Here is a 14,777-nt window from a genome sequence, read left to right as displayed (position 1 = left end):
GCAGCTCATGGCCAACGTCGTACGTGCCGCTCTGGTCCAGGCCACCTGGACCGGCGACACCGAGTCCATGGTGGCGAAACACGAGGAGCACGCCCGCGAGGCGGCCCGCCGGGGCGCGAAGATCATCGGTTTCCAGGAAGTCTTCAACAGCCCCTACTTCTGTCAGGTCGAGGAGCCGGAGCACTACCGCTGGGCCGAGCCCGTCCCCGACGGGCCGACCGTGCGGCGGATGCGGGACCTCGCCCGCGAGACCGGCATGGTCGTCGTCGCGCCGGTGTTCGAGGCCGAACAGCCCGGCTTCTACTACAACACCGCGGCCGTGATCGACGCCGACGGCACCTACCTCGGCAAGTACCGCAAGCACCACATCCCGCAGCTCAAGGGCTTCCGCGAGAAGTTCTACTTCAAGCCCGGCAACCTCGGCTGGCCCGTCTTCGACACCGCGGCCGGCAGGGTCGGCGTGTACATCTGCTACGACCGCCACTTCCCGGAGGGCTGGCGGCAGCTCGGCCTCGCCGGGGCCCAGCTGGTCTACAACCCCTCCGCGACCCACCGGAGCCTGTCGTCGCACCTGTGGCGGCTGGAGCAGCCCGCGGCGGCCGTCGCCAACGGGTACTACATCGCCGCGATCAACCGGGTCGGCCAGGAGGAGTACGGGGACAACGACTTCTACGGCACGAGCTACTTCGTCGACCCGCGCGGGCAGTTCGTCGGGGACGTCGCCAGCGACAGCGAGGAGGAGCTCGTGGTCCGGGACATCGACCTCGACCTCATCGAAGAGGTGCGGCAGACGTGGGCCTTCTACCGCGACCGCCGCCCCGACGCCTACGAAGGGCTGGTGCAGCCGTGACCAACGACCTCCTGGGCCGCCACCGGGCCGTGCTCCCCGACTGGCTCGCCCTCTACTACGAGGAGCCCCTCGAGATCACCCACGGCGAGGGCCGCCACGTCTGGGACGCCCAGGGGAACCGCTACCTCGACTTCTTCGGCGGCATCCTCACCACCATGACGGCGCACGCGCTGCCCGAGGTGACCAAGGCGGTGAGCGAGCAGGCCGGGCGGATCATCCACTCCTCGACCCTCTACCTCAACCGCCCGATGGTCGAACTCGCCGAGCGCATCGCCCAGTTGAGCGGCATCCCGGACGCCCGCGTCTTCTTCACCACCTCCGGCACCGAGGCCAACGACACCGCCCTCCTGCTGGCCACCGCCTACCGGCGCAGCAACACGATCCTGGCGATGCGCAACAGCTACCACGGCCGCTCCTTCAGCGCCGTGGGCATCACCGGCAACAGCGGCTGGTCGCCGACCTCGCTGTCCCCGCTCCAGACGCTGTACGTGCACGGCGGCGTCCGCACCCGCGGCCCGTTCGCCGCCCTCAGCGACGAGGCCTACATCGCGGCCTGCGTCGAGGACCTGAAGGACCTGCTCGGACACACCCGCGCGCCGGCCGCGCTGATCGCCGAACCCGTCCAGGGCGTCGGCGGGTTCACGGCACCGCCGGACGGACTGTACGCCGCCTTCCGCGAGGTGCTGCACGAGCGCGGCATCCTGTGGATCGCCGACGAGGTGCAGACCGGCTGGGGCCGCACCGGCGAGCACTTCTGGGGCTGGCAGGCCCACGGGCAGCACGGACCGCCCGACATCATGACCTTCGCCAAGGGCATCGGCAACGGCATGTCCATCGGCGGGGTCGTGGCCCGCTCCGAGATCATGAACTGCCTGGACTCCAACAGCATCTCCACCTTCGGCGGCACCCAGATCACCATGGCGGCGGGCCTCGCCAACCTCACCTACCTGCTGGAGCACGACCTCCAGGGCAACGCCCGGCGCGTCGGCGGCCTGCTCATCGAGCGGCTGCGGGCCGTCGCCGCGCAGGTCCCGGCCGTACGGGAGGTGCGCGGCCGCGGGCTGATGATCGGCATCGAGATCACGAAGCCGGGGACCGACGAGGCCGATCCGCAGACCGCCGCGGCCGTGCAGGAGGCGGCCCGCGAGGGCGGCCTGCTGATCGGCAAGGGCGGCGGGCACAACACCAGCGCGCTGCGCGTCGCCCCGCCGCTGTCCCTCAACGTCGCGGAGGCCGAGGAGGGCGCCGCGATCCTCGAGAACGCTCTGCGGAGCATCCCGTAGCAGAGCACTGAACAAGGGGCCCGCCATGACGATCACCCTGGATTCCCTGGAGCCCGCGCTGTCGGTGCGGCGGGTCCTCACCCTGGAGCGGGTCCTCGCCGGGGAGCCCGAGGTGGTGGCCGGGGCGGGCCATCTCGACCGGCTCGTGCGCTGGGTGCACGTCGCCGAGGCGGCCGACGTCGGGGTGATGCTCAGCGGCGGCGAGATGGTCCTCACCACCGGGGTGCTGCTCGCCGGCGACGAGGACAAGCAGGCCGAGTACGTCCGGTCGCTGCACCGCGCCGAGGCGGCCGCCGTCGTCCTCGGACTCGGCCGCGCCTTCCCCACCGTCCCGGAAGTGATGCGCCGGGCCGCCGAGCGGTGCGGACTGCCGATGGTCGTCCTGCACCGGCCGTTCCCCTTCGCCGACCTGACCGAGGAGGTCCAGTCGCGCCTGGTGCGGCGCAAGTTCGCCGCCGTCAGCCTCTCCGAGGCCGTCCGCACCGAGCTCACCGCCCTCATCACCGCCGGCGCACCCCTGCAACGCCTGCTCGACGAGGTCGCCCGGCACAGCGCCTGCCCGGTCGTCGTCACCAACCTCGCCCACCGCGTCCTCGGCACGGCGGGGGAGCGGCCCGCGGTCGACGACGTGCTGCGCGACTGGGAGCGCATCGCCCGGCAGGCCGGAGGCACCGAGGGCGACGGCTGGATCCGGGCCGAACTGGGCGGGCGCGGGGAGCGCTGGGGCCGGATCGTGCTGTGCGGCTACCGGGGCGACACCGCCACCGGACGGCTGCTGGCCGACCGCGCCGCCGAGGCCCTCGTCCTGCACCGCATGCTCGGCGGCGGCGCCGCGGGCTCCTGGGAGGAGCAGTCCGCGCAGAGCCTGCTGACCGACCTGGTCAGCGGCGTCGTACCGGCACGGCACCTGCTGCCCCGGGCGCGTGCGGCCGGGCTTCCCGTCAACCGGCGCACCTTCGTGCCGCTGGTCGTCCGCGACGGCGACCCCGCCCGGCTCGAACGCCTCCTGCGGCTGCTGGGCCTGCCCGGGCTCGTCGCCGAACTCGCCGACGGGGCCACCGCCGTGCTGCTCAGCGTCCCCCGGGACCAGGACGCGGGCGCCCTCACCGCGCACTTCGCCACCCGCCTGCGCACCGAGTCCGGCCCGGACCACACGGTCGTCGCCGCGGCCGAACCCCGCGCCGCCTGGGACGACGTACCCACCGGACTGCGCGAGGCGCAGCACGTCTCGGACGCCGTCGCCGACTCCTCCGCCGTCCTCGACCTCCCGCCGGTCGTGCGCCTGAAGGACGTCCATCTGCGGGGCCTGATCCGGCTGCTGCGCGACGACCCGCACGTGCAGTCCTTCGCGGAGCGGGAGCTGGACGGGATGCTGCGCGAGAGCGACGAGGGCCTGCTGTCGGTCCTGCGCACCTATCTGGCCACCGGCCGCAACAAGTCCCGCACCGCCCAGCTCCACCACGTCTCCCGGCCCGCCCTCTACCGCCGCCTGGAGGCCATACAGGCCCGCCTCGGGGTGGACCTCGACGACTTCGAGCAGGCCGCCTCGGTGCACATCGCGCTCCTCGCGCACGACGCGCAACAGCAGTGAAACACGCCACCACCTGGGAAAACGGCGGTGAAACATGGATCCACGAACGAGTGACACGGTGACACGCCGCACGCCCCGGGACGTGACACGGTGCACCTCAAAGACGACCACGCGACTTCCTAGGCTCACGGCACACCGAGCGACCGGAGGTCCCGATGAGCCAAGTGATCCGCGCCGCCGTCTTCCAGACCGCCTGGACGGGCGACAAGGAATCGATGATCCAGGTCCACGAGCAGGCGGTCCGCGACGCCGCCGCTCAGGGTGCGCAGGTCCTGTGCTTCCAGGAGCTGTTCTACGGACCGTACTTCTGCCAGGTGCAGGACCCGGCCTTCTACGAGTACGCCGAGCAGATCCCCGAGGGCCCCGTCGTCCGCCGCTTCCAGGCCCTCGCGAAGGAACACGGCATCGTCCTGGTGCTGCCGATGTACGAGGAGGAGCAGCCCGGAGTCCTGTACAACACCGCCGCCGTGATCGACGCGGACGGCTCCTACCTCGGCAAGTACCGCAAGACGCACATCCCCCAGGTGAGGGGCTTCTGGGAGAAGTTCTACTTCCGCCCGGGCAACTCCGGCTGGCCCGTCTTCGACACCAAGGCCGGCCGCATCGGCGTGTACATCTGCTACGACCGCCACTTCCCGGAGGGCTGGCGCGCCCTGGGCCTCGCGGGCGCCGAGATCGTCTTCAACCCCTCGGCGACCTCCCGCGGCCTGTCCGGCTACCTCTGGCAGCTGGAACAGCCGGCGGCGGCCGTCGCCAACGAGTACTTCGTCGGCGCGATCAACCGGGTCGGGGTCGAGGAGTACGGCGACAACGACTTCTACGGCACGTCGTACTTCGTGGACCCGGAGGCCCAGTTCGTCGGCGAGGTGGCGAGCGACAAGGAGCCCGAACTGGTGGTCAGGGACCTGGACATGGCCAAACTCCGCGAGGTCCGCGACCGCTGGCAGTTCTACCGGGACCGGGCACCGGGCGCGTACGGGCCACTGACAGCACCGTAAGCGCCCCGAAAGGGGCGCGGGGAACTGCGCGACCAGCCACGAACAACTGTCACGTGCACACCGCGAGGAGCGACCAATGACCCGTACAGTCATCCGCGGCGGCCTCGTCATCACCGCATCCGACGAGATCCACGCCGACGTCCTGATCGAGGACGGCAGAATCGCCGCCCTCGCAGCCCATGGGACACCCGCCGCCGACACCTTCACCGCCGACCGCACCATCGACGCCACCGGAAAGTACGTCATCCCCGGCGGCGTCGACGCCCACACCCACATGGAGCTGCCCTTCGGCGGCACCTTCGCCTCCGACACCTTCGAGACCGGCACCCGCGCCGCCGCCTGGGGCGGCACCACGACGATCATCGACTTCGCCGTGCAGAGCGTCGGACACAGCCTGCGCGAGGGCCTCGACACCTGGCACGCCAAGGCCGACGGCAAGTGCGCGATCGACTACGGCTTCCACATGATCGTCTCCGACGTCAACGACCACACCCTCAAGGAGATGGACCATCTCGTGGAGGAGGGCATCACCTCCTTCAAGCAGTTCATGGCCTACCCGGGCGTCTTCTACAGCGACGACGGCCAGATCCTGCGCGCCATGCAGCGCTCCGCCGAGAACGGCGGGCTGATCATGATGCACGCCGAGAACGGCATCGCGATCGACGTCCTGGTGGAGCAGGCGCTGGCGCGCGGGGAGACCGACCCCCGCTATCACGGCGAGGTCCGCAAGGCCCTCCTCGAAGCGGAGGCCACCCACCGCGCCATCAAGCTCGCGCAGGTGGCCGGCGCACCCCTGTACGTCGTGCACGTCTCCGCGACGGAGGCGGTCGCCGAGCTGGCCCGGGCCCGCGACGAGGGGCTCAACGTCTTCGGCGAGACCTGCCCGCAGTACCTGTTCCTGTCCACGGACAACCTCGCCGAGCCGGACTTCGAGGGCGCGAAGTACGTGTGCAGCACCCCGCTGAGGCCGAAGGAACACCAGGCCGCCCTGTGGCGGGGACTGCGCACCAACGACCTCCAGGTCGTCTCCACCGACCACTGCCCCTTCTGTTTCGTCGGCCAGAAGGAACTCGGCCGCGGGGACTTCTCCAAGATCCCCAACGGCCTGCCGGGCGTGGAGAACCGCATGGACCTGCTCCACCAGGCGGTCCTCGACGGTCACATCTCGCGCCGCCGCTGGATCGAGATCGCCTGCGCGACCCCGGCCCGGATGTTCGGCCTGTACCCGAAGAAGGGGACCATCGCGCCGGGCGCCGACGCCGACGTCGTCATCTACGACCCGCACGCCGAGCAGGTCATGTCCGCCCGGACGCACCACATGAACGTCGATTACTCGGCCTACGAGGGCAAACGCACCACCGGCCGGGTCGAGACGGTCCTCTCGCGCGGCGAACCCGTCATCACCGAGCGGGAGTACACCGGGCGCGCCGGGCACGGCGTGTTCACCCCGCGTTCCACCTGTCAGTACCTCAACTAGGAGTGGCGCAGATGGACTTCGGACTCGTCCTGCAGACCGACCCGCCGGCCTCGCGGGTGATCAGCCTGATGAAACGCGCGGAACGGAACGGATTCTCGTACGGCTGGACCTTCGACTCCGCCGTGCTGTGGCAGGAACCGTTCGTGATCTACAGCCAGATCCTGGCCAACACCACGACCCTGAAGGTCGGGCCGATGGTGACCAACCCGGGCACCCGCACCTGGGAGGTCACCGCCTCCACCTTCGCCACCCTCAACGACATGTTCGGCAACCGCACGGTCTGCGGCATCGGCCGCGGTGACTCCGCGATGCGGGTGGCCGGCCGCAAGCCCAACACCCTGGCCCGCATCAGCGAGGCCATGAAGGTCATCCGGGACCTCGCCGGCGGACGCGAGGCCGACCTCGGCGGCGGCACCGTCGTCCGCTTCCCCTGGATCAAGCCGGGCGCCGAACTGCCCGTGTGGATGGCCGCGTACGGGCCCAAGGCCCTGAAGATGACCGGCGAGGAGGCGGACGGCTTCATCCTCCAGCTGGCCGACCTCTATCTCACCGAGTACATGGTCAAGGCCGTGAAGGACGCGGCCGTGGCGGCCGGGCGGGACCCCGCCGAGGTGACCGTCTGCGTGGCCGCACCGGCGTACGTCACCGAGGACGACTCGCCCGAGGCACTCGCCCACGCGCGCGAGCAGTGCCGCTGGTTCGGCGGCATGGTCGGCAACCACGTCGCCGACCTCGTCTCCAAGTACGGCGAGCACTCCGCGGCCGTCCCCGACGAACTCACCGACTACATCAAGTCCCGCGAGGGCTACGACTACTCCCACCACGGCCGCGCCGGCAACCCGGACACCCAGTTCGTGCCCGACGAGATCGTCGACCGGTTCTGCCTGATCGGCCCGGTCGAGAAGCACATCGAGAAGCTGGACGCGCTGCGCGCGCTCGGCGTGGACCAGTTCGCCGTCTACGACATGCACGACGCGCAGGAGGCCGTGATCGAGGCCTACGGATCCCGGGTGATCCCGGCCGTCAACGGCTGACCTCCTCCGCCGCGCCACCCCCTGTGAACTCCCCCTTCCCAGCGGCTCGGGAAGGGGGCCAGGACGCTCCCGAGCGCACCCCCCATCGGCTCACCGCACGGCCTTTCCCGTCCCACCTCGCCTGATTGGCCCGGCCCATGACCGATACCGCTCCCACGGCTCCACCGCCGACCACCCAAGTCACCCTGGCCGACGGCCGGGTGGAGATCGCCCCGGGCGCCCCCGCGCCCACCGGCCCCTACGCCAACGAGGACCTGCTGCCGGTCCCGGTCGACAAGCGCACCTGGACCACGTACAACTTCTCCGCCCTCTGGGTCGGCATGGCCCACAACACGGCCTCCTGGACCCTCGCCTCCGGGCTCATCGCCGTCGGCATGGACTGGAAGCAGGCGGTGCTCACCATCGCCCTGGCCAACGTCATCGTGCTGATACCGATGCTGCTCACCGGGCACGCCGGACCCAAGTACGGCATACCCTTCCCGGTCTTCGCCCGTGCCTCCTTCGGCATCCGCGGCGCCAACCTGCCCGCCGTCGTCAGGGCGTTGGTGGCCTGCGGCTGGTTCGGCATCCAGACCTGGATCGGCGGTGAGGCCATCTACTTCCTCGCGGGCAAGCTCATCGGCTCCGGCTGGAGCGACGCCGCGAAGGCCGGCGGCCACCCCTGGACGATGTGGCTGTCGTTCGCGATCTTCTGGGCGCTCCAGGTCGTCATCATCTACCGGGGCATGGAGACCATCCGCCGCTTCGAGAACTGGGCGGCGCCCTTCGTGCTCGTCGGCGCGTTCGTGATGCTGTGGTGGATGAGCGACAAGGCGGGCGGCTTCGGCCCGCTGTTCGACCAGCCCTCCGAGCTCGGCTGGGGCGCCGACTTCTGGAAACTGTTCGCGCCCGCCCTGATGGGCATGATCGGCTTCTGGTCGACGCTGTCGCTGAACATCCCCGACTTCACCCGCTACGGCAAGAGCCAGAAGGCGCAGACCCGGGGCCAGGCCCTCGGCCTGCCGACCACCATGACCCTGTTCGCCTTCCTGTCGGTCATGGTCACCTCTGGCTCCCAGGCCGTCTACGGCGAGGCCATCTGGGACCCCGTACAGCTCGCCGCCAAGACCGACAACACGGTGGGTCTGCTCTTCGCGCTGGTCACCGTCCTGGTGGCGACGCTGTCCGTCAACGTCGCGGCCAACCTGGTCTCCCCGGCGTTCGACTTCTCCAACATCGCGCCCCGCCGCATCAGTTTCCGGGCCGGTGCCCTGGCCACCTGCGTCCTCGGTGTGCTGATCCTCCCCTGGAAGCTGTACTCCGACCCCCAGGGCTACATCTTCACCTGGCTCGGCCTGGTCGGCGGCCTGCTCGGCACGGTCGCCGGCATCCTCATCGCCGACTACTGGATCCTGCGCCGTTCCCGGCTCGACCTCGCCGACCTGTACCGCCCGGGCGGCCGCTACTGGTACGAGGGCGGCTGGAACTGGCGGGCCGTCGTCGCCTTCGCGGTCGGCGGCGTCCTCGCCGTGGGCGGCGCGAGCTTCAAGCCGCTGATCGACGGCCGGCCGATCCCGGCGCTGGCCGATCTGGCCGACTACGGCTGGGCCGTGGGCCTCGGCACGTCGATGGTCCTGTACCTGGCGTTGATGGCCCTGCGGGGCCGGGACCGCGCGCCCGTCTGACGCGGACCGGCGCTGGAGGGCGGCGGATCAGCCCTTGTCGCTCTCCAGCGCGGCCACCGCTTCCTTCGCGGCCCTGATGGCACCCTTGTTGATGGTGTCCGTGCTCGGTGCCTTCTTCGACTCGAAGTCACTGCCGTTGTAGGTGATCGTCACCAGCGCGTTGGAGGCGCGGGCGATCACGACGCCCTCGCGGGTCTCCTGCTTGTCCTCGGTCGTGAGGTTCACGACCGAGTACGCGCTGTCCCCCAGACCGGGGACGGCCCCGCCGCCGCTCCTCTTCTCGACGCCGGCCGCGTACGACGTCCGCGCGGCCTCGTCCGACTGCAGGATCTCGTAGGACACGTCGAGCCAGCGGTAGTCGTACCCCTTGAGCGCGTTCCACGAGCAGGTGCGGCGCAGCTCGGTGTCCGTGGACGGTATCTCCTTGCCGGCGGTCTTGGCGCCCGGCACCAGCGACTCGACCGTCTTCTTGGCGACGCTCTCGCAGGGGGCGGGAGCGGCCGAGTACGCCTTCGACACCGTCGTCGTCGACGGGGCGGACGCGGACCGGCTCTCGGTCTTCTGCTCGGCGGGCTGCTGCTCGGCGGCCTGCGGCGCGGCGAGCGGACCGGACGACAACGCCCAGCCCGCCGCGGCGAGCACCACCACCGGGGACAGACGGGCGGTCAGGGCCAGGGGCAGGGATACGGAACGCACGGCGCCCTTCAAGTGGGGACGGACGGTGCGGAGCGGGTCCGCACGGCGGACGGGGACGCCAGTGTCACACGCGTCCCCGTGGTGCGGAAGGGCCGCCTCCCTCACAAGTCCACGGGGACACGGCGCGTGCCGACGCGGTCGCGCTGCGCGCAGCGCGACGCCCCGTCGTCCGCCCGGACAAGGCCGGACATGCCTCGACTTCCCGCGACAGGAGGGACATTCACCGCCCGGCCGACGACCGCAGCGCGTGGTCGCGGAAGCTCCGGGCGATGGGCGGCACGGCGCGGGAACTCAGCCAGGCGATGCCGATGTCCCGGGCGCCCCGTACGTCGGTGATCTCCAGGTAGCGGACCGGGGACTCGGTGGCCGCGGTGATGTCCGGCGACGACGGGATCAGGGACACCCCGAGCCCCGCGGCGACCAGACCGCGCAAGGTCTGCACCTCCTCGCCCTCGAAGGCGACGACCGGGGTGAAGCCGGCCTCGCGGCACAGCTCCGCGGTGACGTCGCGCAGCCCGTAGCCCCGCTTGAGCAGGATGAACCGTTCGTCGGCCGCTTCGGCCAGGCGGATCCGGCGGCGCCTGGCCAGCCGGTGCCGGGACGGCACGGCGAGCAGCAGCGGCTCCTCGAGCAGCCGCCGCCAGGTGATGAAGGGATGGCCGGGGTCGCTGCTGGTGATGACCAGATCCGCGGTCGCTTCGAGGAGGTGCCGGGTCAGGCCCAGCTCGCCGTCCTGGTGCAGTTCGAACTGCGCCTGCGGGAAGGTCCGCCGGAAGCCGGTGACGAGCCGGGGGACGAGCCAGGTGCCCAGGGTGTGCAGAAAGGCCAGCGACACCACGCCCGAGTCGGGGTGGACGATCTCGGACACGGCCCGCCGGCCCCGGTCGTAGTGGTCGAGCACCCCGTCGACGTGCTCCTTGAACACCCGCCCCGCCGGGGTGAGGCGCAGGACGCGCCCGACGCGCTGCAGGAGCTCGGCGCCGACCTCGTCCTCCAGCCGGGCCAAGGCCCGGGAGAGGGCGGGCTGGGTGATACCGGCGTCCGCCGCGGCGTCGGTCACCGTCGTCCCCTCCGCGACGGCCTGGAAGGAACGCAGCACCTGGAGATCCATGCTTCCATTCTTCCCCCTCATGGTTCGCCGACGAGCCGGGCGGCGGCAGCATGGGTCACCCCGGCGCGCCGGGAGGCGCTACCGGACCGGACGCGCCGCACCCGCGACCACGTGCCCGGTCACCTGGTCGCAGAGCTGTTCGGCTGCCGTGATCGCGCTCTCCCAGTCGGGCAGCGGACGCCCTCGGCGGGCCGGTTCACGGCGTGCGTGCGCGACCGTCCGGCGCGCCTCGGCCAGCTGGTGGTAGGCCGTCCTGCGCAGCGACTGCCGCTGGACCGGGCCCGCTTCCGGCGCGGCGTCGCGGTAGCGGCGGGCGGCGGCGACGGCGGCCTCGGTCTGCGCCTCGGCCCGGTGGGCGGCGGAGTCCGGCCACACCGCGAAGTGCGCGACGAGCACCAGCGCGGACGCCAGCGCCGTGTCCACCACCCGCGTGCCGTACAGCGGACGGTGGTCGCCCAGCAGGTCCAGCAGCACGAACACCACGGCGGTCAGTCCGAGCGTGGCGAGCGCGTAGTGGTGCCGCACGCCGATGGCCATGAGCGCGCCGAACACGGCCACGACACCCACCACGGCGTACGTGCCCGTGGCCGCCGCGGACACCGCCCCGATGGCGGCCACCCCGATGATCGTCCCGACGCACCGGTGCAGGGCCCGCGGGAACAGCGGCCCGAAGTCCGGCTTGTAGACGAAGGCCACCGTCATGGGCAGCCAGTAGCCGCGCGGCCGGTGCAGCACCTCCGCGAGCACATGGGCGGCGAGCACACACCCGGCCAGCAGCAGCGCGTACCGCACACGCGCGGCGCGCCCCGGTCCCTCGTGCGCGGGCAGGCGCAACTCCAGGTCGAGCGCCTCCGGTTCACCGTCGACGGCGGTGACCAGGTCGGCCAGGGCCCGCCCGCCCGGCGAGCCGGACACCGGTGCCGGCAGCGCGGGGCGGTCCTCCGGCGCCGCGAGCCGCCCCGGCAGCAGGCGTCCGGCCAGGTGCCGCGGTACGCGGGTCAGGCCGGGCGGCAGCGCACGGCCCTCCCACACCAGGGCCGTCACGGCCTCGCCCAGCCGTACGGCGTAGTGGAACGCCCGGACCAGGTCACCGGCGCCGCCCTGTCGCCGCCCGCGCGGGGCCAGATGAGGGGCCATCACCTCGTGGGCGTGGTTCAGAGCGAGCGTCATCCGCAGTCGGGCCTCCTCGGCGGTGCCGGTGCCCGCCGCGGCCAGGGCCTCGCCCGCGCTGCGGTACACCGCGAGCACGGCGGCCCGCTCGACGTGGTGCCGGCGCCACAGCCACGGGGCCGCGGACAGCACCAGGACGAGGAGGACACCGGCGAGCAGCGCCAGCGGCGGCCGCCACCACGGTCCCGGCACCGGGATGCCGCCGCCGATGGTCACGCCGAGCAGCAGCTGCATGCCCGACACGGACGCGATCCGCCCGCGCAGGCCGGCACCGCCCGCCACCAGCGCGGCCGCCACCAGGCACCCGGCCACCGCCGCCGGTTCCCCGCTGCGCAGGGCGAGTTCACCGGCGAGCAGACCGAACGCGCTGGACACGCCCGTCCAGCCCAGCCGCCGCACCCGGACCCGGTACGGGTCGGAACCGTCCTGGCTCACCCCCCACAGGGCACCGATGGCGGCGATCGCCGAGAGCACGACCCACCCGGTGGCGAACCCGACGAGCAGGGGCAGCGCCAGCGCGACGGCCCCTCGCGCCGCCGCGGCCAGGGGCAGCCGCCCGGGCACGCGGACGGGAAGCGGCCACGACCACCACGGGAGTGACATCCGGCGCGGACGGCCCGGTCGCGTGTCGGCGGCGTGGGTCATGAGGCCGTGTCCCTTCGGGGCGGTCGGGCGGTCGGGCAGTCGGGCGGTCGGGTGGTCGGGCGGTCGGGTGGTCGGATGGTCGGATGGTCGGATGGTCGGGCGGAAGGCGGGAGCGAGGCCGCGCGAGGCGGGCCCGGCCGGGGTCGGCCGACCCGCTCGATGAACAGGGATCCAGGGTGTGACGTTGCGTGTCATGCGTCCAATGCCTGATCTGCCAGAGATTCATAACCGCCGCGCATAGGGACTGTGACCTGCGGGTTTCCGGGCGCGTGAAGACCGTCGGGGCGGTCCCTGTGATTGACGTCGCCCGGGCAGGGGCAGCGAAGGGGAGGGGAGTTCCGGACCCGTAGGCTCCGGCCCCCGGTCCCGCGTCCCGAGGCCCGGTGAGAGGTCAGATGTTCACCACCCGCCCCACCCTCCAGGGCACCTTCGGCATGGTGTCCTCCACCCACTGGCTCGCCTCGCAGTCGGCAATGGCCGTCCTGGAGAGCGGCGGCAACGCCTGCGACGCCGCCGTCGCGGGCGCCTTCGTGCTGCACGTCGTCGAGCCGCACCTCAACGGCCCGGCCGGCGAGGTGCCGATCCTGCTGGCCCCGGCCGGCGGGGAGGTGCGGGTGCTGTGCGGGCAGGGCGTCGCACCGGCGGGCGCGACGGTCGCCCACTACCAGGGGCTCGGACTGGATCTGGTCCCCGGCACCGGGCCGCTCGCCGCCGCCGTACCCGGCGCGTTCGACGCCTGGATGATGCTGCTGCGCGACCACGGCACCAAGAGCCTCGACGACGTCCTCGCCTACGCCATCGGATACGCCGAGCACGGGCACGCCCCCGTGGAGCGGGTCGGCGAGACCGTCGAGACCGTGCGCGAGCTGTTCGAGACGGAGTGGACCTCGTCGGCCGACGTCTACCTGCCCGGTGGCAAGGCACCGCGCCCCGGTGAGCTCTTCGCCAACCCGGCGCTCGCCGCCACCTGGAAGCGCCTGCTCACCGAGACCGCCGGAGCGGGGGACAGGGAGGCGCGGATCGACGCCGCGCGGGAGGTGTGGCGCACCGGGTTCATAGCCGAGGCCCTCGTCCGTCAGGCCGCACGCCCCACGAAGGACACCAGCGGCGCCCGCCACACCGGCACCCTCACGGCCGCCGACCTCGCCGCCTGGTCCGCGACCTACGAGACACCGGCGTCGTACGACTGGAACGGCTGGACCGTGTGCAAACCGGGCCCCTGGAGCCAGGGCCCGGTCCTCCTCCAGCAACTCGCCCTGCTCCCGCCCGAGCTGCCCCGCCACGGCTCGGCCGACTACGTCCACCTCCTCGTCGAGAACTGCAAGCTCGCCATGGCCGACCGGGAGGCCTGGTACGGGGACGCCGCCGACGTGCCGCTGGACGACCTGCTGTCCGGCGCGTACAACACCGCCCGCCGCGCCCTCGTCGGCGAGCGGGCCGAGAACGACCTGCGCCCCGGCAGCCCCGGCGGGCGCACCCCACGGCTGTGCGCGCACGCGCGCGTGGCGGCCGCCGCCCAGGAGGGCTTCGAGGCCCTGGGGGTCGGCGAACCGACCGTCGCCAAGAGCCCGGCGTCTCCCGTGCCGGGCGAGCCGGAGATCCTCGCCGACGGCACCACCCGCGGCGACACCTGCCACCTCGACGTCGTCGACCGCTGGGGCAACATGGTCTCGGCCACGCCCAGCGGCGGCTGGCTCCAGTCCAACCCGGTCGTGCCCGAACTCGGCTTCCCGCTCGGCACCCGGCTCCAGATGACCTGGCTGGAGGAGGGCCTGCCGAACTCCCTGACGCCCGGCCGCCGTCCCCGCACCACCCTGACGCCCTCGATCGCCCTGCGCGACGGCGTGCCCGTCATGGCGTTCGGCACGCCCGGCGGGGACCAGCAGGACCAGTGGCAGCTGCACTTCCTCCTCGCGGTCGCCCTGCGCGGCCCCGTACGCGGCGGCCCCGACCTCCAGGGCGCGATCGACGCCCCGAACTGGCACAACGACAGCTTCCCCGGCTCCTTCTACCCGCGCGGCATGCGCCCGGGCAGTGTGACGGTGGAGTCCCGCACCGACCCGGCCGTCGTCGCGGAACTGCGTCGCCGGGGCCACGACGTGACCGTGGGCGGCCCCTGGTCGGAGGGCCGGCTGTGCGTGGTCGCACGGGACCCGGAGACGGGCGTGCTGTCGGCGGCCGCGAACCCGCGCGGGATGCAGGGGTACGCGGTGGGCCGGTGAACGGGCGGTGAGCGGGTGGGGAGGGAGTGGGGAGCG

The 14,777-nt window shown here is 72.3% G+C and carries 11 protein-coding genes; 8 read left to right on the top strand and 3 right to left on the bottom strand.

Annotation, left to right across the window (positions count from 1 at the left end; translation table 11 throughout):
* Positions 1 to 7: 7 nt before the first annotated feature.
* The 7 genes from ACFV20_RS06880 to ACFV20_RS06850 all read left to right on the top strand — a co-directional run bounded on the left by ACFV20_RS06880 (position 8) and on the right by ACFV20_RS06850 (position 8,897).
* A complete protein-coding gene (locus ACFV20_RS06880) occupies positions 8 to 850 on the top strand; it encodes a nitrilase-related carbon-nitrogen hydrolase (protein WP_385653258.1) in 843 nt (280 codons plus the stop codon).
* On the top strand, positions 847 to 2,133 hold the full coding sequence (locus ACFV20_RS06875; RefSeq protein WP_385653255.1) for an aspartate aminotransferase family protein: 1,287 nt from the start codon (positions 847 to 849) through the stop codon (positions 2,131 to 2,133). The genes ACFV20_RS06880 and ACFV20_RS06875 overlap by 4 nt, the downstream gene beginning before the upstream one ends.
* Before the next feature lie 25 nt (positions 2,134 to 2,158).
* The gene (locus ACFV20_RS06870) at positions 2,159 to 3,724 is read left to right on the top strand and encodes a PucR family transcriptional regulator (protein ID WP_385653252.1); all 1,566 of its coding nucleotides are present in this window, start codon (positions 2,159 to 2,161) and stop codon (positions 3,722 to 3,724) included.
* Positions 3,725 to 3,879: 155 nt separating this feature from the next.
* Positions 3,880 to 4,722 carry a nitrilase-related carbon-nitrogen hydrolase gene (locus ACFV20_RS06865; protein ID WP_366716451.1) on the top strand — a complete coding sequence of 281 codons (843 nt, stop codon included), beginning with the start codon at positions 3,880 to 3,882 and terminating at the stop codon, positions 4,720 to 4,722.
* A gap of 76 nt (positions 4,723 to 4,798) precedes the next feature.
* On the top strand, positions 4,799 to 6,199 hold the full coding sequence (gene hydA / locus ACFV20_RS06860) for a dihydropyrimidinase (RefSeq protein ID WP_385653248.1): 1,401 nt from the start codon (positions 4,799 to 4,801) through the stop codon (positions 6,197 to 6,199).
* Positions 6,200 to 6,210: 11 nt separating this feature from the next.
* The gene (locus ACFV20_RS06855) at positions 6,211 to 7,233 is read left to right on the top strand and encodes a TIGR03842 family LLM class F420-dependent oxidoreductase (protein WP_385653245.1); all 1,023 of its coding nucleotides are present in this window, start codon (positions 6,211 to 6,213) and stop codon (positions 7,231 to 7,233) included.
* A 137-nt stretch (positions 7,234 to 7,370) separates the two neighbouring features.
* Complete coding sequence (locus ACFV20_RS06850) at positions 7,371 to 8,897, top strand: NCS1 family nucleobase:cation symporter-1 (RefSeq protein WP_385653242.1); 1,527 nt, start codon at positions 7,371 to 7,373, stop codon at positions 8,895 to 8,897.
* Between the two features lie 27 nt (positions 8,898 to 8,924).
* On the opposite strand, the gene ACFV20_RS06845 is transcribed toward ACFV20_RS06850, so the two are convergent.
* The 3 genes from ACFV20_RS06845 to ACFV20_RS06835 all read right to left on the bottom strand — a co-directional run bounded on the left by ACFV20_RS06845 (position 8,925) and on the right by ACFV20_RS06835 (position 12,519).
* Positions 8,925 to 9,593: a hypothetical protein gene (locus ACFV20_RS06845; RefSeq protein WP_385653240.1), complete on the bottom strand. Its 669-nt coding sequence runs from the start codon at positions 9,591 to 9,593 to the stop codon at positions 8,925 to 8,927.
* Between the two features lie 220 nt (positions 9,594 to 9,813).
* A complete protein-coding gene (locus ACFV20_RS06840; RefSeq protein ID WP_385653238.1) occupies positions 9,814 to 10,704 on the bottom strand; it encodes a LysR substrate-binding domain-containing protein in 891 nt (296 codons plus the stop codon).
* Between the two features lie 78 nt (positions 10,705 to 10,782).
* On the bottom strand, positions 10,783 to 12,519 hold the full coding sequence (locus ACFV20_RS06835) for an FUSC family protein (RefSeq protein ID WP_385653236.1): 1,737 nt from the start codon (positions 12,517 to 12,519) through the stop codon (positions 10,783 to 10,785).
* A 395-nt stretch (positions 12,520 to 12,914) separates the two neighbouring features.
* Between ACFV20_RS06835 and ACFV20_RS06830 the strand changes: the two genes are divergently transcribed.
* Positions 12,915 to 14,741: a gamma-glutamyltransferase family protein gene (locus tag ACFV20_RS06830; protein ID WP_385653234.1), complete on the top strand. Its 1,827-nt coding sequence runs from the start codon at positions 12,915 to 12,917 to the stop codon at positions 14,739 to 14,741.
* Positions 14,742 to 14,777: the final 36 nt, after the last annotated feature.

The sequence above is a fragment of the Streptomyces sp. NPDC059696 genome (assembly GCF_042733745.1).
In the GTDB taxonomy this organism is placed as follows: Bacteria; Actinomycetota; Actinomycetes; order Streptomycetales; family Streptomycetaceae; genus Streptomyces.
The sequence above is the reverse complement of the archived record's forward strand: the minus strand, read 5'-3'. Positions and strand labels throughout refer to the sequence as shown.

Excerpts from the sequence above, each read along its gene's own strand:
- ACFV20_RS06880 (WP_385653258.1), top strand. The coding sequence starts at position 8 with ATGGCCAACGTCGTACGTGCCGCTCTGGTCCAGGCCACCTGGACCGGC.
- ACFV20_RS06870 (WP_385653252.1), top strand. The coding sequence starts at position 2,159 with ATGACGATCACCCTGGATTCCCTGGAGCCCGCGCTGTCGGTGCGGCGG.
- ACFV20_RS06865 (WP_366716451.1), top strand. The coding sequence starts at position 3,880 with ATGAGCCAAGTGATCCGCGCCGCCGTCTTCCAGACCGCCTGGACGGGC.
- hydA (WP_385653248.1), top strand. The coding sequence starts at position 4,799 with ATGACCCGTACAGTCATCCGCGGCGGCCTCGTCATCACCGCATCCGAC.
- ACFV20_RS06855 (WP_385653245.1), top strand. The coding sequence starts at position 6,211 with ATGGACTTCGGACTCGTCCTGCAGACCGACCCGCCGGCCTCGCGGGTG.
- ACFV20_RS06850 (WP_385653242.1), top strand. The coding sequence starts at position 7,371 with ATGACCGATACCGCTCCCACGGCTCCACCGCCGACCACCCAAGTCACC.
- ACFV20_RS06840 (WP_385653238.1), bottom strand. The coding sequence starts at position 10,704 with ATGGATCTCCAGGTGCTGCGTTCCTTCCAGGCCGTCGCGGAGGGGACG.
- ACFV20_RS06835 (WP_385653236.1), bottom strand. The coding sequence starts at position 12,519 with ATGACCCACGCCGCCGACACGCGACCGGGCCGTCCGCGCCGGATGTCA.
- ACFV20_RS06830 (WP_385653234.1), top strand. The coding sequence starts at position 12,915 with ATGTTCACCACCCGCCCCACCCTCCAGGGCACCTTCGGCATGGTGTCC.